Origin of the sequence: Jeotgalibaca arthritidis (genome assembly GCF_011100465.1) — a bacterium.
GTDB lineage: Bacteria > Bacillota > Bacilli > Lactobacillales > Aerococcaceae > Jeotgalibaca > Jeotgalibaca arthritidis.
In genome coordinates this window covers 504,377-528,613 of the sequence record NZ_CP049740.1, presented here as the reverse complement: position 1 = coordinate 528,613, position 24,237 = coordinate 504,377, and the positions used below count along the sequence as shown (strand labels likewise).

General features: G+C 38.7%; 25 protein-coding genes and 2 pseudogenes. 23 read left to right on the top strand and 4 right to left on the bottom strand.

All coding sequences use genetic code 11. The features are described 5' to 3' along the window. The first annotated feature begins 43 nt into the window (after nt 1–43). A complete protein-coding gene (locus G7057_RS11915; RefSeq protein ID WP_257787742.1) occupies nt 44–169 on the top strand; it encodes a hypothetical protein in 126 nt (41 codons plus the stop codon). A gap of 27 nt (nt 170–196) precedes the next feature. Here G7057_RS11915 and G7057_RS02590 read toward each other — a convergent pair. After that, nucleotides 197–1,714, bottom strand: a pseudogene (locus G7057_RS02590) (cation-translocating P-type ATPase); the annotation flags it as partial. Between the two features lie 104 nt (nt 1,715–1,818). Here G7057_RS02590 and G7057_RS02585 point away from each other — a divergent pair. From G7057_RS02585 to G7057_RS02560, 6 genes are all read left to right on the top strand, one after another. Beyond that, nucleotides 1,819–2,367 (top strand): GNAT family N-acetyltransferase, encoded by a 549-nt coding sequence (locus tag G7057_RS02585; RefSeq protein ID WP_166161128.1) that lies wholly within the window; start codon nt 1,819–1,821, stop codon nt 2,365–2,367. A 14-nt stretch (nt 2,368–2,381) separates the two neighbouring features. Next, on the top strand, nt 2,382–2,831 hold the full coding sequence (locus G7057_RS02580; RefSeq protein WP_166161126.1) for a GNAT family N-acetyltransferase: 450 nt from the start codon (nt 2,382–2,384) through the stop codon (nt 2,829–2,831). Nucleotides 2,832–2,840: 9 nt separating this feature from the next. Beyond that, the gene (locus G7057_RS02575) at nt 2,841–3,371 is read left to right on the top strand and encodes a GNAT family N-acetyltransferase (RefSeq protein WP_166161124.1); all 531 of its coding nucleotides are present in this window, start codon (nt 2,841–2,843) and stop codon (nt 3,369–3,371) included. A 369-nt stretch (nt 3,372–3,740) separates the two neighbouring features. Continuing rightward, entirely contained in the window at nt 3,741–3,881 is a 141-nt protein-coding gene (locus tag G7057_RS02570) for a hypothetical protein (protein ID WP_166161122.1), read from the top strand. A gap of 87 nt (nt 3,882–3,968) precedes the next feature. Beyond that, complete coding sequence (locus G7057_RS02565; RefSeq protein ID WP_166161120.1) at nt 3,969–4,997, top strand: 3-deoxy-7-phosphoheptulonate synthase; 1,029 nt, start codon at nt 3,969–3,971, stop codon at nt 4,995–4,997. A gap of 1 nt (nt 4,998) precedes the next feature. Next, a complete protein-coding gene (locus G7057_RS02560) occupies nt 4,999–5,523 on the top strand; it encodes a GNAT family N-acetyltransferase (RefSeq protein WP_166161118.1) in 525 nt (174 codons plus the stop codon). Between the two features lie 462 nt (nt 5,524–5,985). On the opposite strand, the gene G7057_RS02555 is transcribed toward G7057_RS02560, so the two are convergent. Next, nucleotides 5,986–6,834 carry a nuclease-related domain-containing protein gene (locus G7057_RS02555; RefSeq protein ID WP_166161116.1) on the bottom strand — a complete coding sequence of 283 codons (849 nt, stop codon included), beginning with the start codon at nt 6,832–6,834 and terminating at the stop codon, nt 5,986–5,988. Between the two features lie 420 nt (nt 6,835–7,254). Here G7057_RS02555 and G7057_RS02550 point away from each other — a divergent pair, with 420 nt between their 5' ends. The 4 genes and pseudogenes from G7057_RS02550 (at nt 7,255) to tnpA (ending at nt 10,930) form a co-directional block, all read left to right on the top strand. Then, nucleotides 7,255–8,037, top strand: a complete 783-nt coding sequence (locus G7057_RS02550) for an L-threonylcarbamoyladenylate synthase (protein WP_166161114.1) — start codon at nt 7,255–7,257, stop codon at nt 8,035–8,037. Nucleotides 8,038–8,078: 41 nt separating this feature from the next. Next, a complete protein-coding gene (gene leuC, locus G7057_RS02545) occupies nt 8,079–9,467 on the top strand; it encodes a 3-isopropylmalate dehydratase large subunit (RefSeq protein WP_166161112.1) in 1,389 nt (462 codons plus the stop codon). Then, nucleotides 9,464–10,063 carry a 3-isopropylmalate dehydratase small subunit gene (gene leuD, locus G7057_RS02540; RefSeq protein ID WP_166161110.1) on the top strand — a complete coding sequence of 200 codons (600 nt, stop codon included), beginning with the start codon at nt 9,464–9,466 and terminating at the stop codon, nt 10,061–10,063. The genes leuC and leuD overlap by 4 nt, the downstream gene beginning before the upstream one ends. A gap of 396 nt (nt 10,064–10,459) precedes the next feature. Then, nucleotides 10,460–10,930, top strand: a pseudogene (gene tnpA / locus G7057_RS02535) (IS200/IS605 family transposase). Nucleotides 10,931–11,062: 132 nt separating this feature from the next. Here the strand turns inward: tnpA and G7057_RS02530 are convergent. Together G7057_RS02530 and G7057_RS02525 are read right to left on the bottom strand one after the other, a co-directional pair. Beyond that, nucleotides 11,063–11,377, bottom strand: a complete 315-nt coding sequence (locus tag G7057_RS02530; protein WP_166161108.1) for a DsrE family protein — start codon at nt 11,375–11,377, stop codon at nt 11,063–11,065. 137 nt (nt 11,378–11,514) lie between these two features. Next, nucleotides 11,515–14,199 carry a YhgE/Pip domain-containing protein gene (locus G7057_RS02525; protein ID WP_166161106.1) on the bottom strand — a complete coding sequence of 895 codons (2,685 nt, stop codon included), beginning with the start codon at nt 14,197–14,199 and terminating at the stop codon, nt 11,515–11,517. 171 nt (nt 14,200–14,370) lie between these two features. On the opposite strand from G7057_RS02525, the gene G7057_RS02520 reads away from it, so the two are divergent. The 12 genes from G7057_RS02520 (at nt 14,371) to cysK (ending at nt 24,071) form a co-directional block, all read left to right on the top strand. Next, nucleotides 14,371–14,988 (top strand): TetR/AcrR family transcriptional regulator, encoded by a 618-nt coding sequence (locus tag G7057_RS02520; RefSeq protein WP_227004630.1) that lies wholly within the window; start codon nt 14,371–14,373, stop codon nt 14,986–14,988. A gap of 236 nt (nt 14,989–15,224) precedes the next feature. Further along, nucleotides 15,225–16,163 (top strand): TIGR01212 family radical SAM protein, encoded by a 939-nt coding sequence (locus tag G7057_RS02515; RefSeq protein ID WP_166161104.1) that lies wholly within the window; start codon nt 15,225–15,227, stop codon nt 16,161–16,163. 263 nt (nt 16,164–16,426) lie between these two features. Beyond that, complete coding sequence (locus G7057_RS02510) at nt 16,427–16,594, top strand: substrate-binding domain-containing protein (protein ID WP_166161102.1); 168 nt, start codon at nt 16,427–16,429, stop codon at nt 16,592–16,594. 516 nt (nt 16,595–17,110) lie between these two features. Further along, the gene (locus tag G7057_RS02505; protein WP_166161100.1) at nt 17,111–17,833 is read left to right on the top strand and encodes an EAL domain-containing protein; all 723 of its coding nucleotides are present in this window, start codon (nt 17,111–17,113) and stop codon (nt 17,831–17,833) included. A gap of 156 nt (nt 17,834–17,989) precedes the next feature. Further along, nucleotides 17,990–19,069, top strand: a complete 1,080-nt coding sequence (locus G7057_RS02500) for a GGDEF domain-containing protein (protein WP_166161098.1) — start codon at nt 17,990–17,992, stop codon at nt 19,067–19,069. A gap of 327 nt (nt 19,070–19,396) precedes the next feature. After that, nucleotides 19,397–20,518: a GGDEF domain-containing protein gene (locus G7057_RS02495; RefSeq protein WP_166161096.1), complete on the top strand. Its 1,122-nt coding sequence runs from the start codon at nt 19,397–19,399 to the stop codon at nt 20,516–20,518. Nucleotides 20,519–20,547: 29 nt separating this feature from the next. Then, nucleotides 20,548–20,928: a GtrA family protein gene (locus G7057_RS02490; RefSeq protein ID WP_166161094.1), complete on the top strand. Its 381-nt coding sequence runs from the start codon at nt 20,548–20,550 to the stop codon at nt 20,926–20,928. A gap of 4 nt (nt 20,929–20,932) precedes the next feature. Next, the gene (locus G7057_RS02485; RefSeq protein ID WP_227004629.1) at nt 20,933–21,301 is read left to right on the top strand and encodes a hypothetical protein; all 369 of its coding nucleotides are present in this window, start codon (nt 20,933–20,935) and stop codon (nt 21,299–21,301) included. 151 nt (nt 21,302–21,452) lie between these two features. Then, nucleotides 21,453–21,830: a hypothetical protein gene (locus G7057_RS02480; protein WP_264372184.1), complete on the top strand. Its 378-nt coding sequence runs from the start codon at nt 21,453–21,455 to the stop codon at nt 21,828–21,830. An 11-nt stretch (nt 21,831–21,841) separates the two neighbouring features. Next, nucleotides 21,842–22,447 carry a ribonuclease H1 domain-containing protein gene (locus tag G7057_RS02475; protein ID WP_166161092.1) on the top strand — a complete coding sequence of 202 codons (606 nt, stop codon included), beginning with the start codon at nt 21,842–21,844 and terminating at the stop codon, nt 22,445–22,447. A 16-nt stretch (nt 22,448–22,463) separates the two neighbouring features. Then, the gene (locus tag G7057_RS02470; protein ID WP_166161090.1) at nt 22,464–22,781 is read left to right on the top strand and encodes a hypothetical protein; all 318 of its coding nucleotides are present in this window, start codon (nt 22,464–22,466) and stop codon (nt 22,779–22,781) included. A 363-nt stretch (nt 22,782–23,144) separates the two neighbouring features. Beyond that, nucleotides 23,145–24,071 carry a cysteine synthase A gene (cysK, locus tag G7057_RS02465; RefSeq protein ID WP_166161088.1) on the top strand — a complete coding sequence of 309 codons (927 nt, stop codon included), beginning with the start codon at nt 23,145–23,147 and terminating at the stop codon, nt 24,069–24,071. Nucleotides 24,072–24,237 lie beyond the last annotated feature (166 nt).

Genomic DNA, 24,237 nt, shown 5'->3' with positions numbered 1-24,237 from the left:
ATACTATTGAAGGCATATGTAGTTATTGAGAAGAGGGTATATAATGAATAAAAAAGAGAAAATGCAAGCACTGATTGCTAGCAAAAAAAGTAGCGGCAAAGTAAAGCATAAAACAACTGCTCCTAACGACGGCAAGTTTATGCGCAAAGCTCCTATTTTGCATAAGTAAAAATGAATAAGCAAAAGCCTCCTATTTTTAATAAGAGGCTTTTTTCTTTTGAATCACCATTTTGGTTGCTTCCATTAAGGCAACGGCAACAACGGCTAGGCCAGCTGCAATGCTGAATGAGGTCCAACCAATTGCTGCAGGGATTGAGAAAATACTACGAATAGCAGGGAGTAGAGTCAATCCGTAAAGAGCAAGTGATAATCCAACTGCTGCTAGAATGGCTTTATTAGAGAAGAAGCCTGCTTGAACAGCGGTTTGTGAATTCGAACGAGCTGGAAAACTTTGCAAGGTACGAGATAGAATCAAAGTTGTAAAGGCCATTGCGACACTTAGTTGTGGCGACTGTTGCAGGCCGATAAACTGGGAAATGATAACAGCCACTGCAATCAAGCTCCCACGGTAAATGACTGAAACCAATGTATCCCAAGAAAAAATACCTTCTTTAGGGTTACGCGGCTTGCGTGACATCACGTCTGGTTCACCTTTTTCCATTCCTAGCGCAATAGCAGGGAAAGAGTCGTTCACTAAGTTGATAAAGAGGAGCTGGATGGCGGTAAAAGGGTTAGCCCAATCCATGATTAAGGCGAAAATAATCGCAATAATCGCACCTAGGTTACCTGCGAATAAATAGGCAACAGCTTTTTTAATATTGGCAAAGACATTTCGACCAACTTCAACTGCTTTAATAATAGAGACGAAATTATCATCGGTTAGGACCATAGCTGCGGCATCTTTTGCTACGTCAGTCCCACTTCCCATCGCAATCCCGATGTCGGCTTGTTTCAAAGCAGGGGCATCGTTGACGCCGTCGCCAGTCATAGCTGAAACATGACCTTTTCGTTGCCATGCCCGTACGATACGGATTTTATTTTCGGGCGATACACGTGCATAAACCGATACTTTTTCTAAAATAGAATCGAGTTCGTGGTCGCTTAAATTATCCAGTTCATTTCCGGTTAAAGCTAAATCATCTGCTTCAACGGCAGCAAACACTTCTTCACGAGGCGGATCAATCATGGCAAGTAAACCAACAAAAATCAACTCATTTTCATCATCAAAAGACAAGTCGCCGTCATGTGATAGTGGTTTATAAGCCATAGCTAGCACACGAAGGGCACGTTTGGCAAAGGCTTCATTTTGTTCTTGAATGGTTGCCAAGCGTTCAGGCGTAAGTGGCAGAACTTCGCCATTTACTAAGACAGATTGACTGCGGTTGAAAATAACATCGGGACCGCCTTTTGTAAGTAAGACAGGCTCGCCGTTTATCGTATGACGGGTAGACATTAGTTTTCTTTCTGAATCAAAGGGTAATTCTGCTTCACGCGGTGCCTTATCACGCAAGTCAGCAGCTGACTGCTTTAATTTTTGACTAAAGGCAACCATAGCAACTTCAGTTGGATCACCTAGTTCATTGCCATCAGCACTAATCGTTGCATCATTTGCGAGAACGGCGATTTCCATTAGGCGCATCTCATCTATGCTCCAGCTTTCTGGTTGACTACTGAACGAGCCTGTTTGACCATTTGCTAAATACGTATCAACAACCATATATACTAGAGCATTTTAAAAATAGCAAGAAAAATGTTTGATGACTCCATAATATTCAGACAGCTATGGTAAAATAAACCTAATATAAAGGGGAAGCAAACATGGACATCAAAGCGATCTACAGCGATTTACCACAACTTGAAACAGACCGACTCATTCTTCGAAAGTTAAAAAAAGAAGATGTTTCAGACATTTATGAATACGGCTCCAACGATCAAGTGTCTCAATACACCACTTGGCCGACTCATCAAACACTGGCTGATTCACAAGCTTTTGTGGATTTCGTGTTAGATCGTTACCAAAATCAGGTGCTTGCTCCGTGGGGAATTGAACATAAAGAAACAGGTAAATTGATTGGAACCATTGATTTTGTAAGCTGGCAGCCCAATCATCAAACCGCTGAGATTGGCTATGCTTTATCACAAGCCTATTGGGGAAAAGGCTTGATGACTGAGGCTACAAAAGAAGTGATTCGTTTTGGCTTTCAACAAATGGATTTAGTTCGTATTCAAGCCAAATGTTTGACTAAAAACATTGGATCGAGACGAGTTATGGAAAAGGCTGGTATGACCTATGAAGGCACGCATCAAAAAGTTTTGAAAATAAAAGGTCAACACTGGGATGTTCATGTTTGCGCCATTGTTAAATAAAGGAGGGGTTGACTATGTCATCGATTCTATTTCAGGCTATTGATCAAACGAACGAAGAAGCGGTCAAATCACTTCGTATAAAAAAAGAGCAAGAAGAGTTTATTGAATCTGTAGCAGAATGCCTTACAGAGGCAGAAGAAGTAGAAGAGTGGCAGACTGTAGCGATTTACTTTGATGATAGGCTTGTCGGTTTTGCGATGTATGGGTCGTTTGGCCCTAATCGGGATACATGGATTGACCGAATAATAATTGATCAAGCTTATCAGGGCAAGGGACTTGGGCGAGCCGTAATGCTAGCGCTAATTGACCGCGTTAGCAAGCTCTATGATGTTCAAACTATCTATTTGAGTATCATCGAAACCAATCACGCTGCCCACTATTTATATAAAAGTATTGGCTTTAGCTATATCAACGAAAAAGATCCGAACGGCGAATTGATTTTTAAATATACGAAATTAGAATAGAGGAAACCAATGTACACAGATAAAGAAGTAACGATTCGTCCAATTGAAGATAAAGATTTGAAACGCCTATGGGAATTAATGTATAAGGAAGAGGCACCCGAATGGAAAAAATGGGATGCGCCTTATTTTCCACATAAAGCAGTCGCTTACGATGTCTTTTTAACGAAAGCAACTAGCTGGATTAATGAAAAAGATATTTGGGGCATCTGTCTGAATGATGAATTAATCGGAGTAGTGACTTATTACTTTGAGGATCAACAAAAGCATTGGCTAGAGTTGGGGATTGTTATTCATGAAGGCCAAAATTGGGGCAAAGGAATAGGAACGCGTGCTTTGAAAATGTGGATGGATCATGTTTTTCAATCGGTTGAGGTTGCTCATGTTGGCTTGACGACTTGGTCAGGAAATGCGCGCATGATACGTGCTGCTGAAAAGTTAGGGATGCAGATGGAAGCACGTATTCGAAAAGTCCGATTCTATGAAGGCGAATACTATGACTCGATTCGAATGGGTATCCTAAGAGAAGAATGGCAACAATAATAAAGAGGTTCAGCTGCAGAAATGTACTTGAACCTCTTTATTTACAAAAAATCCAGAGGTTCAGTGCTCGAAAGTAGTTTGAACCTCTTAATTTACAAAGAATCCAGAGGTTCAGTGCTCGAAAGTGGCTTGAACCTCTTAATTTACAAAGAATCCAGAGGTTCAGCACCGAAAAGTAGCTTGAACCTCTTTAATTATCCCAAAAATAGAGGTTCAACCACGAAAACTCTCTTGAACCTCTGAATTTCTCCAAAACCATCCAGTAACTATCCAGTAACTATCCAGTAACTATCCCCTTGCGGTGGCACACACTGCATTACTTTTGTGCAAGCGCCTAATTTTTTTCTCTTTTTTGTGAGTAGTATTGAAATGAAATGTTATTTAGAAGATGCTAAACGCTTAGTTTATTCAGCTGATGGTAGTCGTGTATACAACCCTAATGAAAGAACAATCTGGGTGAAAATTGACGATCAAGTGCTAGAAATTGAGCCAGGCCACCATCAATTGTAGAAATATTAATAATTCACAAGAAATTTCCCCTTTTAAGATTAAAATCTGTTAAGATAGATGAAAGAATTTCTCATGGGAGGTTATGGAATGAGTTTCACGGCTTTGAGTAAAAATATTAATATGGAATCAGTTAAATCAATTTCAAAATTAACAGAAAAAGAAGCTGCTAAAAAAGCAGCACGAGATGAAGAATTACGCGCGATTATTGAAGGTAGAGACAAGCGCTTTTTATTAGTCATGGGACCTTGTTCCGCAGACAACGAGGACGCAGTCTTGGAGTATGCGAGACGTTTATCTAAATTACAGGATGAAGTAAAAGATAAAGTTTTTATCGTTCAACGCGTTTATACTAATAAGCCACGTACAAATGGCGATGGCTACAAAGGTTTATTGCACCAACAAGATCCTGCAGGCGAAATTAACTTAGTTCGTGGTATGGTAGCTGTTCGTAAAATGCACAAACGAGTGCTTACTGAAACGGGTCTGACAACAGCAGATGAAATGCTTTACCCAGATAATCTACAATTTGTAGAAGATTTAGTGAGCTATCATGCTGTAGGGGCGCGTTCTGTTGAAAACCAACAGCACCGTTTTGTCGCAAGTGGGATTGACCATCCAACCGGTTTGAAAAATCCAACAAGCGGCAATATCAATGTGATGTTCAACGCTGTTTATGCAGCCCAACAAAAACAAGAATTAATGTACAATGGTGCAGAAGTAGAAACGAGCTCTAACCCATTGGCACATGTTATTTTACGTGGTGGCTTAACCGATGCTGGAGAATTTGTACCTAACTACCATTACGATGACTTGGTAAAAACAATTAAGGCTTACCAAAAAGGAAACTTCAAAAATCCGTTTATTATGATTGATACGAACCATGATAATTCAGGTAAAAACTACAACGAGCAAATTCGTATCGTTCAAGAAGTTCTAACTAACCGTGACTGGAACGAAGACATTAAGGAATATGTTCGTGGCTTTATGATTGAAAGTTACTTGGAAGATGGCCGTCAAGAACCGGGAGGAAGCGTATTTGGCCAGTCGATTACTGACCCATGTTTAGGCTGGGAAAAATCAGAAGCACTAGTCAGATATATTGCGGACCATGTTTAATATGGCAGAATTATATTTGCGTTTTCCAACACGAGCAGACCGCGATAATGTCATGGCTTATCGACAATCTTTTATTGATTCAAACGACTCCATGGATGGCACATCTGGCTTAGCTGACTATGACAATTACGATGATTGGTTAGATCAAATCGAATTATTCCAGAAAAAGGAAACCGTGCCAGCTGACCGAGTATTGTCTGATACTTTTTTAGTTGTCCGAAAAGAAGACGAGGCCATTATTGGAATGGTAAATAACCGTTACGAGTTAAATGATTATCTATTGGCGTTTGGCGGCCATATTGGCTACAGCGTTAAACCGTCAGAGCGCCGTAAAGGCTATGCTAGCCAGCTGCTTCATCTGGCACTAGACCATTACCGTGCGAGGGGTATTGACCGCGTCCTTTTGACCTGTGACAAAGACAACATCGCCTCTGCCAAAGTCATTCAACACAATGGCGGCCAGCTAGAAGATGAACGCCAAGAAAACAATCGCATCACTCAACGCTATTGGATAGCTGTTTCCTAATGGGAGCAGCTATTTTTGTTTTTTTTTAAATAAATAAGGTGAGTGCCTCGACTAGGCTTGCGCCAGCCAAAAAAAGAGAGGTTCAGCGTACGAATTGCCCTTGAACCTCTTAATTTCCTCATAATCCAGAGGTTCAGCGGCTAAATAAGCTTTGAACCTCTTAAATTTTTAAGAATCCAGAGGTTCAGTAGCTAACCAAGCTTTGAACCTCTTAATTTCCTCATAATCCAGAGGTTCAGCGGCTAAATAAGCTTTGAACCTCTTAAATTTTTAAGAATCCAGAGGTTCAGTGGCTAACCAAGCTTTGAACCTCTTAATTTCCTCATAATCCAGAGGTTCAGTGGCTAAATAATCTTTGAAGCTCTTAAATTTTTAAGAATCCAGAGGTTCAGCGACTAAACAAGCTTTGAACCTCTTATTTTTTATAAAACAGCCTAAAACTAGTCCTAAAATTTTTTACAGTCATCTACATCTTCTTAAAACAATTCCGACAAGTTCAATACTCACTAAATCGCCGCACCACTCTTTTAGCAACTTTGGGCTAGGTTTGACATCTGGAAAAAGTAGTTCAAATTCTGCAATCATCCTGCTTACCGCTACAGACTTGCTTTCTCGGCAGCCACACTTGTCACAAACTAAATTTCGATGGCGACTGATGGTATAGGTCTTGTCGCAGTCTAAGCAGAATATCCCCTTATTCAAAGAGTCAAAAGAGTATTTTGGCAGTTTTTCATAAGGATTACGCTTTAATTTTATATTTTCTAAATAGCTGGCAATCCGATGATGATAGTCAGTCAAAGGCCCTGAGACCTTCTCCAGATAATTGAAATAGTTGACGAGTTGCGACAGCAACACAATAGGTAAATCGGGTTGATTGCCATACAAGCAAAATTGCTCGTGGGTAAAAATTAATTTCCGTTCAATCGGCATGTTGATGCCGCCATCTTTCAGAATAGCCTCCAGCACATTACTCGCTCGGTGGAGTTGAATGAGTGGGTTTGAGCCGAGTTTCTCTTTTTTTCGGTCGTAAAATTCGCCGTCTTGGTAAGTGTAACTGCCTTTGTAATGTTTGACATCCAATAATAAAATACGATCAGATAAAATAATGACAAAATCCAACTGAGTCGTGACGCCACGTGATAAAAGTAAATCATGGCAGACTAGCATAGGAAACGAGCAACGTTTAAGCTTAGCGAAGAGATAGGCCTCACCGTCATATCCATCTTTTTGGCGTAGGTAATGTGGGTCATTTTCTGTCAATCGTTTGTTTAAATAATCATAGCTAGTTAAATAATCTGATTTATCTAGCATTTCAACACCTCCTATAATAAAATACGCAAAACAATCACTATTCCGTTTTATTCCCAGAATATTAAAATTAAATTAAAAATACCATTGACAAGTGAGAGGATTATCATTAATATAATCTTATATTAATAAAAGGGAAGGAGAGAATAGATACATGGATTCGGTTAAAGCAATCAACATCTTGGATATTTTATTATTAAGCGCGTTATTAGACTTGTAGAATTAGTCTTTATAAGGAGCTTAATGACCATGCTTGCTGTAAAGATTATTTTTTCAAAAATGACATCTAAGCGGGCAATGGATAAGAATCTAGGACATGTATCAGTTCTTTCGTTCTATGCAACTATAAACCCCCGACTTAGCAACAGGTCGGGGGTTATTTTTGTATAACAATCACACTACAGATAGAGAGGAATAACAACGATGACAGCAGACAAATATGTAAAATGGAACGGCACACCACAAACTGAGGCAATTGAACTATTAAAAACAGGCGGAAAAACAATCGTATGTCCCACAAAAGTAGGGTATATCATTGGTACGACAGATCGAGCGGGGCTAGAGCGCAAATTCTCAGCTAAAAACCGTAACCGTAACAAACCGGGCGTTGTTTTAATTGGCTCGCTTGAGCAATTGGATGCTTTAGCTGAAATGACTCCTGCTATTCGCGAATTCTATGAAAAATGTTGGCAAGAAGATGTGTTGCTAGGCTGTATCTTACCTTGGAAAGAATCTGGTAAACAGTATATTCCAAATGATGGTTCGTCTGAATTAATGACTGACGTTCGCGACACAAGCTGTTTTGTTATTAAATTTGGCGTTCCTGGTGAACAAATTGCCGCAGCGCGTTGGAGTGACGGAAACGGCATGTTCTTTGCTAGTTCTGCTAATCCATCTGGAAAAGGAAACCGTGGTGTGGTTGCTGGAATTGGTGAACGTATTGAAAATGAAGCAGATTTAATTATTGAAGGCGACGACTATGTGCGTTCGATTCAACCAGAAAAAACAGTTGAAACACGCTACGAACAAGGTGTGATGATTTCTTTCGTTGATAAAGAAGGAAAGCTTGTGCCTGACCAAGGTGACCAACGTTCTGTTACACCAGCGCCTGTTTTAATCCGTAAAGGGTTGGATGTTGAACGTATTATGATGCACTTGTCTGATGGTTATAACTCATGGGATTACCGCCACGGTGAATACTACTAAAGCCCAATTACATTAAAAAGGAAAGTAAGGAGGAATCATTAATGAAGCAAACACTATTTGACAAAGTTTGGCAGCAACATGTGTTAACGGGAGAAGAAGGCAATGCCCAGCTGTTATATATTGACTTGCATATGATTCATGAAGTTACTACGCCTCAAGGGTTTGAGAGTCTACGCTTAGAAGGCAGGAAATTAAGAGCTCCCGACAAAACCATTGCGACTATTGATCATAATGTCCCGACTAAAAATATTTTTACTATTAAAGATGCGATTTCAAGAAAACAAATCGAAACCTTACAAAGAAACTGCCAAGAGTTTGGTATCGAGCTGATGGATCATGGGAGTGAAGGGCAAGGGATTGTTCATATGATTGGACCGGAGCAAGGTGCCACGCAACCTGGTAAAACAGTGGTCTGCGGCGATTCCCATACCGCCACGCACGGTGCTTTTGGAGCTATCTCATTCGGGATTGGCTCCTCAGAAGTGGAGCACGTTTTTGCGACACAAACACTTTGGCAAAAGAAACCAAAAAATATGGGCATCAAAATTACCGGGCAACTACAGAATGGTGTTTATGCCAAGGATATCATGCTTCATCTCATCCATTCTTATGGCACGGATTTTGCGACCGGCTATGCCATTGAATTTTATGGCGACACTGTTAGTAGTCTATCGATGGAAGCACGCATGACCATGTGTAACATGGCGATTGAATTCGGAGCTAAATATGGCTTGGTGGCACCAGACCAGAAAACCTTTGATTATTTAAAAGGAAGACCTAAGGCGCCGAAAGACTTTGACCGTGCCGTCGCATATTGGAAGACTCTGTATTCCGATCCGGATGCTGCCTTTGACTATGTTTTAGAAATCAATGTATCTGAATTGGCCCCTTATGTAACGTGGGGAACAACGCCAGCTATGGGTTTACCAATTGGAAAAGCATTTCCAGAGATTAGTGACCATAACGATGAGCGTGCCTACCAATATATGGAATTGAAGCCGGGTATGATAGCGACAGATATCCCGCTACAGTATATTTTTATAGGTTCATGCACCAATGCACGTCTGGAAGATTTGATTGAGGGAGCGAAGTATATTAAAGGTCGTAAAGTAGCGGATCACATTTCAGCTTGGGTTGTTCCCGGTAGTCGGCCGGTTAAACGTGCCGCTGAAAAAATGGGGATTGCTCAGCAATTTATTGACGCAGGGTTTGAGTGGCGAGAGCCGGGGTGTTCGGCTTGTATTTCTATGAATGCTGACCGTGTCCCACCCAAAACCCATTGTGCTTCCACAACCAACCGTAACTTTGAAGGCCGACAAGGCAAGGATGCGCGCACACATTTATGTAGTCCTGCTATGGCTGTTTTAGCAGCTGTTAAAGGATATTTTTATGATACGCGACTAGACGATAGGGAGGTGCCAGCACTATGAGAGCTTTTACCGTTCATACCGGTAAATCGGTAGCGATTATGGAAGATAATATTAATACCGACCAAATTTTACCGAGTGCCCATTTAAATCGTATTGAAAAAACAGGTTACGGCGAATTTCTATTTGATAACTGGCGCTATCTATCAAAGGATCCTCGCCTTGACAATCCAGATTTTATTCTCAATCATCCAGATCGAAAAGACGCATCCATTCTTGTTGTAGGTGATAACTTTGCTGGTGGGTCGTCTCGTGAACATGCCGTTTGGGCGCTGAATGATTATGGTTTCCGTGTAGTCATTGCGGGTGGCTTTAGTGATATTTTTTATATGAACAGCTTAAAAAATGGCTTATTAGCGTTGACGTTACCCTTAGCTGACCGACAAGAGTTGGCTCAGTTAGCGAGTGATGAAGCGGTAACCGTTGACCTTGAAGAGCAAGTTGTTCGAGCAGCTGGCAAGTCATACACCTTCTCCATTGAAGATGAGTGGCGTCATAAACTATTAGGTGGTATTGATGATATTACCGAAACAATGGCTTATGAAGACCTCATTCTAGCTTATGAAGAAAAATGGAATGAATTTTATGCCTTTAAGTAAAAGGAATGCAGAACCTCTCTAATTATACTAGGGGGTTCTGTATTTTTTTCTGGCAGACTAGGGGATTATAAGTTCAGCCATCAATGTCTAGCTCCCAAGTCCTGACCTAGTGAAAAAAAGATAAATTTGCCCCATTGCGCGCTTCGCTGCTCGCTAACGCATATCATTCGACTAACCCGCTGAAGCGTGAAGTCTCCTGACAATTCAGGGTCAAATTTCCTATTTTTTCATAGGCCAAGGCGGACTTGTCCGCTTTTCTTATTTGTGTTTTTCGAAAACCCCTGGCTACGCCGGGGGTTCCAAAGAGCTTCCAGCGTGGGGCAAAAAAACCTCCTTTTATGCTAGAATATGGCTGGTTTCCCGACCGGCACATTCACAATAAAAGGAGGTCGTCCCATGCAGGACAAGAATAGTTTAGCACACAGCAAATGGAGATGTCAGTATCATATTGTTTTTGCCCCAAAATATAGAAGACAAATCATTTATGGAAAGTACCTCTAAAGCATCGGTCAGATTATTCGCGAACTTTGCGAGCGAAAAGGTGTCGAAATCCATGAAGCAAATGCTTGTCGGGATCATATCCACCTGTTGGTTAGTATCCCGCCTAAGCTGAGTGTTTCCCAATTCATGGGTTATTTGAAAGGTAAGAGTAGCTTAATGATAGTCGATCGGCACGCCAATTTGAAATATCGGTATGGTAATCGGAAGTTCTGGTGTCGTGGATACTTTGTGAACACCGTGGGCCGGAATAAAGAACAGATTCAAGCGTCTATTCGAAATCAGCTGAAAGATGATTATATGAGTGATCAATTGACGCTTTTTGAAGAGTTTGATCCATTCACCGGAGAAAAGAATAAGAAAAAATAAGAGATTCTTTAGAATCAGCGCGTGAATGTGGTGCAGGAGGGAGACTTTTCAGTAGGCCTTTCAGGCCCAAGCCGGCAATAGAGGCTTTCAGCCGAAGAGCAAACCACCAGTTCACACTGGTGGTTTTGATTATTATGGTTTGATGTAGGCGTAACCCGCATTTTGAAGCTCAATGAGATCAAGTACACCTGCTGGAACGATAACGACATTTTCTGGAAGCTGTTCCTTCGTTATATTGTTAGCATGGAGAGCATTATTGCAAGCATGAAAGTGAACTCCAGACATTTTAATAAAGGAGAGATGGTTCTCTTCTAGAAATCCATTGATTGCGATTCCGTTGACTAAAATGACAGTGTCTATTTCTGGAGCGATTTTTACCAGGTTTTTGACGTTTTTTGTAGTTTCTTCCCATCTCTCTAATTCATCGATATGAAAGACAACTTTCATAATAACACCTTCTTTTTAATTATATACTACCATAGTAGAAGCGATAAATAACAAAAAGTAAAAAAGATGGAACGATAAGGTATTTTTACCGTATCATTCCATCAAAGAAACCTTTCTGAATTTTAAAACGTCTTAAATTAAATTGTTTCTAAATGCTGTTTCTTTTTGTGAGTAAAGAAGAGAATCATGCAGATATTACTTATTAGTAATAATGCTACAAATAAAAAAACATCTGCTCTTATTGTACCTCCAATGGAAATAGATTGTCTCAAGGCATCAATTGCATAGGTCATTGGTAAGAACCGGTAAATACTTTGGAAGAAGTTATTTGATAAAACAATTGGATAAGTTCCTCCTGAACCTGCTAATTGTAGGATCATGAAAAGCAGCATGACGAATGAACCGACTTTTTCTAATAAAAGATTGAACAGCGTTACGATTGACATAAACGTCAATGATTCTAAAATCAAGAAACCGAAAACTCTCAAGGGATGGAGGGTAGTCATTCCTAAAATATTTGTTAAAACAAGGAATACAAGAGCAGCTTGCAAGATAGCAACAATCCCTAAAACAGACATCTTGCTTGCCCACCATCCGATAGCTGAACTTGGCTTTTTCTTTGGATCGAAAGCATCATACATCATATTGACAGTTAATGAACCGATGAATAATGCTACAGACATCATATAAGGCGCCATCGAGGTACCATTATTTGCAACTCTGGCTTTATCCTCATGCATTGTTTCAATAGGTTCTGAAACAGCCTTAGCCGATTTTTTATCGGTATTGATTTGCTGAATTTGTTCAGAACTTGCAGAGAAACGTTCACTCAATTGTGATAGTCCCGTTTTCACTTCTCTTAACGAATGTGTCACTTGCTTTTCGCCATCTGCCAATTGTGTGCTGCCGTGAGCGATTTGTGATGCTCCCAAAGTGAGCTGACTCGTGCCTGAAACAAGTTGATCGCTGTTTTCAGTTAACTCCTCGATGCCTGCTGATAATGATTTTGATCCGGTCAAAAGGGCGTTTACTCCTTCATTTAATGCTGGAATACCATCATTTACGGTTAATAGCCCTTCAGATAAGGAAGTTGCACCCTCTGTTAAAGTTGGAGAGTTCTGCATTAGTTGGCTCGTCCCGTCTTCCAAAGATTGGCTACCTGCCTGCAATTGTTGTAAGGAAGCAACCAAAGCAGGGATACGATTGTTTAACTGACTGGTTCCGTCAGCGATTGCTTGAGCAGCAGGTGCTGCTTGCATTTGGATATTGTATAAACCATTGATTGCAGCAGTCAAAGCTGTTGTTGCTGCGGAACTACTAGTAGACAATTGGTCAGCTCCGGATTTTAGTTCACTGACTTTGTCCACGGGGATATTTTCTAGAGCAGACAAAGCATTAGCAAGATTTTGCAGATCAACTTGTGAGCTGCTTAAGGCTGACATAATTCCTGAAGTATCGATTGATAAACGATCCGCAGCTGCTTCTGTATTGCTCATCTGATTTTGCATGGTTGACAGAACCAAAGATTTTTGTTCATCTGTTAAAGATAAGCCGCTTTCTGTCAAAGCTTGTATAACTGCGCTTGCATTCGTAGCCAAATCTTCTTGGTAACTAACTTTGAGCGTATCTTTAGCCGCATCCAAATTAGCATTTAGTTGAAAAATACTTTCCTGCATGAGTGCTAAATCATTGCTGATAGCTGGGAAGAAGGCGGTGATTTGGTCACTGTTATTTAAGCTGCTTAAATCCAAGTCGGTAAGAATTTGAGAGACTTGTTGAACATAGGACTGAACACCCACAACATAATTCGTTAATTGTTCTTTATCTTCTGCACTCATAGTCACTGCTTGTAAACTTTCAGCTAATTTTTGAGCACCATCATTTAGCTCTTTGGTTTGGTCTGGAAAAGATTTCGTTTGTTCCACCACTTGACTAAGACCATCGTTTAATTGTGATGTACCACTATTGATTGTATCAACGCCATTTGTATACTGTTGAATCCCTGAAGTTAATGAACGAGCACCGGAACTCAAATCTCCCATTCCCAAACTTAATGTTGGAAGTTGACTGGACAGTGAACGAATCCCACTCGTTAATTGATTAGCGCCATCATTTACTTGATCAACACCCGTTACGTATTCTTGCAAGCCAGCTTGAAGTGTTTGGCTGCCTTCCGAAAACTCCAATGAACGAGCGGCTAATGTTTCTAGATTTTCTTGAATCATTTGAGAGGCATCTGTTAATTTGGCAGTACCATCTTCTAATTTTTGGCTTCCCTCTGCTGCTTCTGTCATACCTAGCCCGATTTTATCGAATTGCTTCAAAAGTGTTTCACTGTACATTTCAGTAACTTCTGCAGAAACTTGGTTCTTTAATTCAGTCACAGCAGAATCTGCCATCTTAGAGGCGATTAGATTGTGACCTTCTGAAGTTTGATAATCGATCACCATTTTTTGCGGATTATCTGTTAATAATGTCGTAGCATTCTCAGAGAAGTTTTCTGGAATGGTAATAATTAAATAGTAATCACCATTTGATAGTCCTGTTTCTGCTTCTTCAGCAGAAACAAAATGGTAATCCAAACTCTCATTTTCTTTCAAGTTGGTTATCAATTCATTTCCAATCTCCAATGTTTGTTCTTGAAAGGCTACCGCTTGATCCTTATTTACAACAGCTACAGGCAAATTTTCAACACTTCCATAAGGATCCCATAATGCTCCTAAAAAAATCAAATTATAAAGTGCCGGAATCAACGCAACGGCACCTAGTACAACCAAAAGAAATTTATGTTTCCAAATAAACTCCCATTCCTTTTTGATCATAAAATATCTCCTCATTTCATCAATATAGCTATGTTTTTTCACAAGTATAAAATTTTTCAATAGCACATTTTTAGACACTTGCAAAATCAACTAATTCATGATAAATTGTATTCGAATAGAAGGCAAGAAACAAAATTTTATATCTGTTTGAATTTAGACAGAAATAAAAAAATGCAAAAGGGCCGTGAAAAAATGAAGTATGATTTATCTAAAAAGCCGACGCGTGGTGCACAACGAACGCTGGAAGCTTTTTCCAAAACGATGTTTGCACTTTTAGCAAAAAAAAGCTTTGAGACCATTAGTGTGAATGAAATTTGCGAAATCAGTAATTTTCCTCGCGCTACATTCTATAACTATTTTGATGATAAGTATGACTTGTTAACCTATTGTTGGTATCTATTGAGTCGCGAAGTCAAGATTGAAGAAACTTCTTCTAATTCTTCTCAAAAGATACTAACAGTCTTTTTCGATCGTGTTTACGATTTATTTATGGATCACAGCGAATTATTGAACGGTATTTTCAGGAATAATCCCATCAATAGTCCTTTAATTAATAATTTTAGTGCATACTTAAAACAAATCATGCAAGAAATTTTTTATGAATACCTTGATTTTGACAATAAAAATGTGCCTCTCCAATTGGTTGCAGACCATTTTAGTAATACCGTGATGTTGATTTTAGAGGCAATCTTTTTAAAACAACAACCAATAAGCCTAGAACAAGCTCATGAATACATGCATTACCTTGTGGGACACCTATTAGTGGATTCTCCAAGTGACGAAGGATGAGGAAATTTCATTTTTCAAATCAATAAATAACCTTCGATTATCTTCATCTTTTGGTGGCAATTCAGCTAAAATCATTAAGAAAATAGGAAGGACCGATAAAAAAATAGGAAAAAGAAATGCAAGCGTATTATGAAAAATTAGAAGAAGGGAATCATCCTATGAATCATGATATAAATCTCTAAAAACTTTATTTTCATTCTTGGATAAACATGTTAAACTTTTCACGAGGTGACAGAATGAAAACGCAACAACAGAAACGGTATCATACTTGGAACGAACATTTAAAAGAAACATTTGGTGAAAAAGTATTTAAGGTAGCTTTAGATGGGGGCTTTGATTGTCCTAATCGAGATGGAACAGTAGCACATGGCGGTTGTACGTTCTGCAGTGTTTCTGGATCAGGAGATTTTGCACAAAGTAGATTGGATCCTTTACCCGTTCAGCTTAGAAAAGGAATCGACATGATGCATGAAAAATGGCCGAATACTACTAAATATATTGCTTATTTTCAAAACTTCACAAATACTCATGCTGAAGTTGAAGTTTTGAGACATCGCTATGAACAAGTGGTCAACGAAGAAGGAGTAGTCGGTATCATGATTGCTACCCGTCCGGACTGTTTGCCAGACGAGACTATTGCTTATCTAAGCGAATTGAACGAAAGAATGTATATGTGGGTAGAACTCGGGCTGCAGACCGTTCATGAAGAAACAAGTGAGAAAATCAATCGCGCTCATGACTATGAGACCTATCTGGAGGCTGTGAGAAAATTACGTGCCCATAACATTCGTGTCTGCACTCATTTAATTAATGGCTTACCGGGTGAAACTTACGAAATGATGCTGGAAAATGTGGAACGAATGATTGAAGATTCGGATATTCAAGGCGTAAAGCTTCATTTATTGCATTTGATGAAGAACACAAAAATGGTTCGAGACTACGCTCAAGGAAGATTGGAATTCTTGGACATGGATACCTATGTCCAGCTGATATGTGATCAATTAGAGATGATTCCGAAAGAGATTGTTATTCATCGTCTGACAGGGGACGCACCAAGAGACACGTTAATCGGTCCAGAATGGAGTCTGAAAAAGTGGGAAGTGCTGAATGCGATAGATGCTGAAATGGAAATAAGAGGCAGTGTTCAAGGGTGCAAGGATGTAAGGCTGAAATGAAACAAGGCTAGAAAGATGTTCAGACTCTAAAATGATGTTCAGTACTGTTTTTTACTCCAAACATCTTTATTCTCAAGAAATAAAGATGTTCAGAGACAAAAAAGAATCTGAACGTCTTTTTAGCTAATTTGATTGAAGGTTTTTCCTTAAAACTCTACCGCATAAATCAAGGCTGACTACATTTCCACACCACTCTTTGAGAATCGCCGGCGTTTTACCAGCAAGCGTTTCTCGTGTTTTGAACCTTGATGAAACCTCTAGCAGTGTGGGGTTATAAAGCTGTTAATGAAGCCAAACTAGATATTCCAGAAGATATCTCAGTTGTCAGTTTCGATGATACTGAAATGGCCCGTTACATGACACCGTCTCTCATAAGTATTCGCATGGATGTTATCAGAACGTCAGATGGCAAATCGTATCAGTTGCTCTAGCAGACTCTAAATAAGAAAATCAGTTAAATCGTTATAAATACAATCACAACAAGCTTTCTAGCAATATGGAAAGCTTGTTGTGATTTTTTAGCGGACTTTTTATACAACCATCATTGATGACTTGTCTTTAACCGGAAATCAAGTGATCACTTCTAATGAGGCTGTTTCTGTTCAAAGTCGCATTAAAAACGGCTAGCGCTACAAGGTTGTGATGAACTTTTCTGATTAAATACAGTCTGTTCAATTAAAGTCAGCACTAAGAGATAGTCTTAATGAGGAAATGTTAGATGAGGAGCTACAATTGGATCCGTAAGCTGTGGTAGTATTGACCGACATAATCCACTAATATTTTTATAAACATATGGGTTTTTGACGATATGTTGACTAATGTTAGCAATCTTATTAACATTTGCAATAAAAAACCGATAATAGCATTGAGCCGATGACAGTTATGTCATTAATGGATCCCAAATAATCTGAGAATTATTTGAATCAAAGAAAGATGAGGAATGTTGAGTGAGAGAAAGAAGTGAAGTTGAAACAATAATTCAGTCTTTTTATCTTGTATTTCAACCGATTATGGAAGTTCTTTCTGAAACAGAAAGTGACCTCTATGCCTATGAAGTATTATTACGTTCACGAGAAACAGGACGCTTTCCCAACGACTTGTTTTCTGAGTTTATAGAGGAAGAAAGTAGCAACCAACTGTTGATGAATTGGTATGAACAGGAATTGAAGCATTATTTGCCGCGCTATCCTGATGTTCATTTTGATTTTAATATTCATCCGCAACAGTTAGTCCACGCATCAACCTGGCAATTTCTAAAAAATATGCAGCCATTTAACAAGCAACTAAAAGTTGAATTAACTGAACATGTTCCCATTTTTAAACATGGACATCATTCTAACGATTATAACCTCAATTATTCTATCAAAAGGATTGCAGATATGGGTTATGATATCGCTATTGACGACATTGGGAGCGGTCAAAATACTTTAGATCTCGTTTTAGAAAACAGGGATTTTATTTCATGTTGTAAATTTTCATTACTGCCGTTTAAAAAACTAGACTTAAAAATGATTTTGAATTTCTTGGAAGCTTGGTTTCAAGTCGCTCAAAAACAAAAGTTTACTTTTATTGTAGAAGGTGTAGATAGTTCATTCGTTAAAAATACATTACTTGAAAACAACATTCGCTTACAGCAAGGGTTTTATTGGTCTAAAGGCGATCATCTTTAATCCAGTCATGAACAGGTCTCTTATTTTGAGGCCTGTTATTTTTGTTTGAAAATAAAAAGAAATGGTTGATTTTTTAGCTTTGTTTATGTAACTTTAATATTATAGAACAGTAAGCAATTTTGGTGGTTCTGAGTTAATCAGATAGGTGGGAAAAAGATGCTTCGTCAAACAGCTGCAAATCTAGGAATCCTGGTCTTAAATTGTTATTTCTTATTTAAATCAAGTTATGAGTTTACTAATACAAAGTCATTAACTCTTCAAAAGAAACTATTTTATATTTTTATTCAAACGCTAACGGGTCTCTTATTACTAAACTTCGCGACAGTATCAGAAGGAATACGGATTGATTTTCGTTTTGTATTTTACGCAGTTTCAATCAAGTATTTAGGTTGGCAAATTACAACGCCGGTGATGTTTTTAGTGACAATAAGTCGATTTTTGTTTCCTTACAATGATTCAGCCATTGTGGCGTCCGCTTTTTCCCTGCTACTAATGATAACCCTTCCATTCGTGGACAGTTGGCTTTCTAAAAAGGTAGATGAATTCAGACATCTGTTTGTGTTAATTTCATACGGTCTGATGACGAGTTTAATAATGATATTTTTGATTTTTGATGACTTTAAAAAGGCGACTTACCTAGCTATCTTATTGGTTGGCTACACTTATTTATTGGCATTTATTTTGTATGGGCTGATGAGTGAATTTAGAAATATGGTTGTCTTGGTTCATACAGATTATCTGACTAATCTTTATAATAAAAAAAGCTTTGAAGATGATTTAGAGCATCTCTCAAAACAAAATGACCCCTTCTCTTTGATTATTTTAGATATTGATTTTTTTAAAACAGTTAATGATCAGTTTGGTCATCATGTTGGCGATGTGGTCCTAAAAGAAGTAGCGGAAAGATTTCAGGTGTTCATTGAATCTTCAAGAAAATTGTATCGTGTAGGTGGTGAAGAATTTGCCATTATCATGTCTGGAACGAATCAAGAAGAGACGGTTGAATTGGCTTGCTCTATTCAAAAGGAAATTGAAGATATGACAATCAAATTGGAAAATGATCAGCATGTTCAAATAACCATTTCAGCAGGAATAGCAATACAAGAAGAAAATGAGCATTTAAAAACAACTTTCTACCGTGCAGATTCAGCACTCTACCATTCTAAAAATAATGGACGAAACAAAATTTCAATTGCAGAAGCGACAGAATGCCAGTCACTCCCAAGTATCCCGTGATACATGGGAGTTTTTATATAGACTAGGGGATTATAAGTTCAGCCATCAATGTCTAGCTCCCAAGTCCTGACCTAGTGAAAAAAAGATAAATTTGCCCCAATGCGCGCTTGCGCTGCTCGCTAACGCATATCATTCGACTAACCCGCTGAAGCGTGAAGTCTCCTGACAATTCAGGGTCAAATGTCCTATTTTTTCATAGGCCAAGGCGGACTTGTCCGCTTTTCTTACGAAATAAACGAAAGTTTGCTATACTTCCCAATTTATTTTGGGTAAAATGAGTCGACAAGATGCGTCTTTATTACTATTAGTTAGGAGTTGTTTAACGACGTGAACCAGATAGTCGAACAATTAATTTTAATTAGTTTCTTTCTTCCGATGATGATCGCCAGTTTGTTGATAACAGCTGATCTATTTTTGAAAAGTATCAAGAAGGCGGTTAAACGGAAAGAAGTTCAGTTTTTCTTGATTACGATTTTAATTTTTACTTACCTTTACTTTGTTCTCTCGTTTTCGATGAACTTAGTTGGTTTTATTACCTATCACTATGCGTTTGCGCTGTTCTTTTATTATTATTTTAATAGGAAAATTGGGGAAATCTTGACAATTGCGACACCTGTAATGGTCTGGTTTTATTTATTTTTAGTCGATCTTCCAAATCGAGAGCACATGGTTTATCTGATTTTATTTAGTGTGTTCTTGCTGATAGTGATGATCGTTTTAGACAAGATAAACGTTATTGCCGATAAAACAAAATTCTATCTGATTTATGTCATAACTATGGTGGCATCCCCAAAATCAGCTATGATGGTTTACCATAAAGTTGAATATGAATGGTATCAGTTAGTGCTTGTTTTATTAGGGTCTTTTGTTTTAATGGGGGGATTTACTTGGCTTCATCAACTCATCGAGAAAGAAGAGAAAGAAGTGATTGATGAGTTACTGAGCAGCAGGCGAGATTCACTAACGGGTGCATATAATTTCTATACATTCAACAAGGATTTAGTTATTTATAACCAAGTACCGATGAATCGGTCAATTGCTATGATCGATATTGATCACTTTAAAGCCTTCAATGATGAGCATGGTCATTTGGCTGGTAATGATTTATTACGTGAATTCACTCAATTGATGGAGGCATATCTGGGTCAAACCGTTGGCTCAAACCATTATAAGTTGTATCGCTATGGTGGCGAAGAATTTTGTATCATTTTTGAGGATATTTCTATAGCCCTTATTTATGAAACATTAGAATCCTTACGGGTGCAAATCCATCATCATGCCTTCAATATCTCTAACAAGCAAGTTAGTGGTATTTCGTTTTCTGCGGGTATTGAGAACTGTCAGGAAGGGGAGGGTAGTTTATTAGATGCTCTTCATCTAGCCGATTTAGCCCTTTATCAAGCAAAAAATAATGGCCGAAACCAAGTAAGAATTTACTGCGAGCGTTAAAGTGTCAATCAAATAAGGAGTGTGCGGTCGTGCTGAGAACTTTTTTTAAGTATTTATTTTCTTCAGGCGCATCATTTATAATCGATATTAGTCTCTATGCTTTTTTTATGCATAGTTTACCCCATACTAGTTTATCCACTATCTTTATAGCATCGCTGCTATCGCGTTTTTTATCAGCATTGTTTAACTACTATGTCAATCGTCGATTTGTCTTTTCGTCAGCTGCTAAAAACAGCATGCTTCACTATTTTAGTTTAGTTGTCGTTCAAATATCAGCATCGGCATTATTTGTTTATTTGCTACATCTTTTGTTTAAAGAAGTAGATACCGCAATAATCAAGGCTGTCGTTGATGGCGGTCTATTCTTTGCCAGTTATTATATTCAAAAGACTATTATTTTTAAGAGGTGAGTATGTGCCAAATTCAAAAACGTATAAAAAATTCGTTTATTTGCTCGCTTTTGTTTTATCTGTTATTTATCTTGTCTGGCGTGGAATGTACACACTACCATGGTCGGAATCGTTATTTGCAATTTGTTTCGGAATTGCCTTGTGGCTAAGCGAGATTGTTTCGAACGTTACCGCAGTTATTTTAATCTGGAGTAAAAATAAAGTGAAAAGCATTGAAAAACCTCTTGTAGAAGATGGTGACTACCCTGACATTGATGTCCTAATTGTGACCCATAATGAGGATGTTCCGTTATTATTAAAAACAGTCAATGCTGCTTGTCATATGAAATATCCTGACCCCTCTAAAGTTCATATTTATTTATCGGACAACTGATGTGATTCAGACTAATGAATAGAATATGCCGCTAGCGAATGGAGCTAGCGGTTTTTAATGCTTAAAAGACTAGTCTTAACGGTTGTTTATCTAAAAATGCTTGTGTAGAATAAGACGTATTGAAAAAGATGAATAGGAGAATAGATCCGATATGGTTCAATTATTATTAGCAATTATTTATTTGGGTTTCATTAGTTTAGGCTTACCCGATGCCTTGTTAGGGTCGGCATGGCCAACTATATACCAGGAGTTTGGCGTACCAGTTTCTTTTGCTGGAGGCATCGCCATGATTATTTCAGTGGGTACTATTTTATCGAGTTTGCAGAGTGACCGATTAACGCGCAAATTCGGAACTGGAAAGGTAACAGCTATAAGTGTGGCATTAACGGCCACAGCCTTATTTGGATTAATCGCCAATTATGTTCATCCAGGTCTATTTCCCTTCTATTTGGGAGCTATTTTAGTTGTTATGGTTATAATGTACGAAACACTATTAAAGAAAAAATCAGCAGTTTTAGTTGAAAATTAAGGAGTCATGATATGGTAGGGAAATTTTATGCAGTAAAAAAAGGGCGTCAACCGGGTATTTATCGGACATGGCCAGACGCACAAAAACAAGTGGCTGGATTTTCTGGCGCACAATTTAAATCTTTTACGACAGAACAAGAGGCAAAGGATTATATTAATCCTCCTCAACAAGCTGCTGTTGATTGGACGGCAGACGATACAATCGAAGCTTATGTCGATGGGTCTTTTGACCGTCAGTCAAATCGTTACAGTTATGGCGTTGTGATGGTAAAAAATAGCGAGGTGGTCAAACAATTTTACAAAGCCGGTTCTAACCCTCGCTATGTGGAAAGTTTCCAAATTGCGGGAGAAGTCTTTGGCTCGATTGCAGCCATTAAGTGGGCAATTGCAGAAGGCTACAAAGCTATCAATATCCGCTATGATTATATGGGAATTGAACAGTGGGCAAGAGGACTTTGGCGTGCCAATAAGCCCGTATCGCAGGACTATATCGCACAGTTTAGAGAATTAGAAAATCAGATTGCCGTTCACTTTAAAAAAGAAAAAGCACATAGTGGCGTTACCTATAATGAATTAGCTGACCAATTGGCGAAAAAAGCCTTGCAATCAGTTCGTTAACTAAGGAGGTAACAGGATGGACTGTCTTTCTTTATTTTTATCGGTTCTCTTGCTTAATCTTTTTGCTTACATCACTATTCGTATTCGGCCCTTTATTTATAAAACCAACGTATACAAACCAATGATCTGGAATATTAACTTATCGATTATGCCATTTGTGATTCTAGTCGGCAATACGATTTTAGCGATTATCTTGTCTTATATGGGAACGTATGTTGAGCTTTCTTTTATGTATGTGATTCGAACGATTATTTTCATCATCGGCTTAATAGTATGGTTACTAGCTTTGCCAAATTCAGGCTATCTTGTCACCGAGTTAAACTTAAGCCACTGAGAAGCGGATCAGGTTGAGGTGCCCATCTGGTATGACATCATTTTGTATTTTGTAGGGTAGACAAGCAACTTGGGAAACTAAGTTGCTTTTTATATGGAGAAAGAGTCGATACAGCTCCATATTTTTGGCTGTAAGTCACATTTGGTAGTCGAAATGTCAGTTACAGCTCTTCAAAAAGTTCTGTAACTGACATTTAGGGGTGTGAATGTAAGATACAGGGCTTTTTTTAAAGTTGTATCGACATCTATAAAGTAAATCAATGATATGTGATTAGTATTTCCAATGATACTAACGGTTTCAGTCATGTTATAATGAGTCTAATTCATTCGACACAAAGTTAACTAATAGAAAAGGGGAACTACCATGGCTAAAATTGTAAACAATATTCTTGAACTAACAGGCGACACACCGATTGTAAAATTGAACAAGGTTGTACCAGAAGATGCAGCAGATGTTTACGTTAAACTTGAATCTTATAACCCAGCTGGATCGGTTAAAGACCGCATTGCATTAGCAATGATTGAACAAGCTGAAAAAGATGGACTCTTGAAGCCGGGTGGAACCATTGTAGAACCAACTTCTGGTAATACAGGCGTTGGCTTATCCTTCGTTGGAGCCGTAAAAGGTTACAAAGTGGTTATCGTTTTACCGGACACCTTTTCGATTGAACGCCGCAAGCTGATTCAAGCTTACGGTGCAGAACTTGTTTTAACACCGGGTGCTGACGGAACAGTCGGTGCGATTAAAAAAGCAACGGAATTAGCAGAAGAAAATGGTTGGTTCTTACCATTACAATTTGATAATCAAGCAAATCCAACGGTTCATAAAAATACAACGGGTCAAGAAATTGTTCAAGCGTTTGGTGAAGATGGGCCAGATGCCTTCATTTCAGGCGTTGGAACAGGTGGAACGGTAACAGGAGCAGGCGGCGTCTTAAAAGAAGCTTATCCTGACATTGAAATTTATGCTGTTGAATCAGCAGAGTCACCGGTTTTATCAGGTGGTCAACCGGGACCTCATAAAATTCAAGGTATCTCAGCTGGATTTGTTCCTAAAGTATTAAACACAGCTGTCTACCAAGATGTCCTTAAAGTTGCTGGAGATGACGCTATCGCAATCGCACGTAAAGTTGGCACAACAGAAGGTATTTTAGTTGGTGTATCAGGCGGCGCAGCTATTAAAGCAGCCATTGATATTGCCCAAAAACTAGGTAAAGGTAAAAAAGTATTAGCGATTCTTCCAGATAACGGCGAGCGCTACCTATCTACAGTCCTTTATGATTTTGAATAAGCCCATTTTGAAACTAGAAGGAAACTTCTAGTTTTTTTATAGACTAGGGGATTATAAGTTCAGCCATCAATGTCTAGCTCCCAAGTCCTGACCTAGTGAAAAAAAGATAAATTTGCCCCATTTCGCGCTTCGCTGCTCGCTAACGCATATCATTCGACTAACCCGC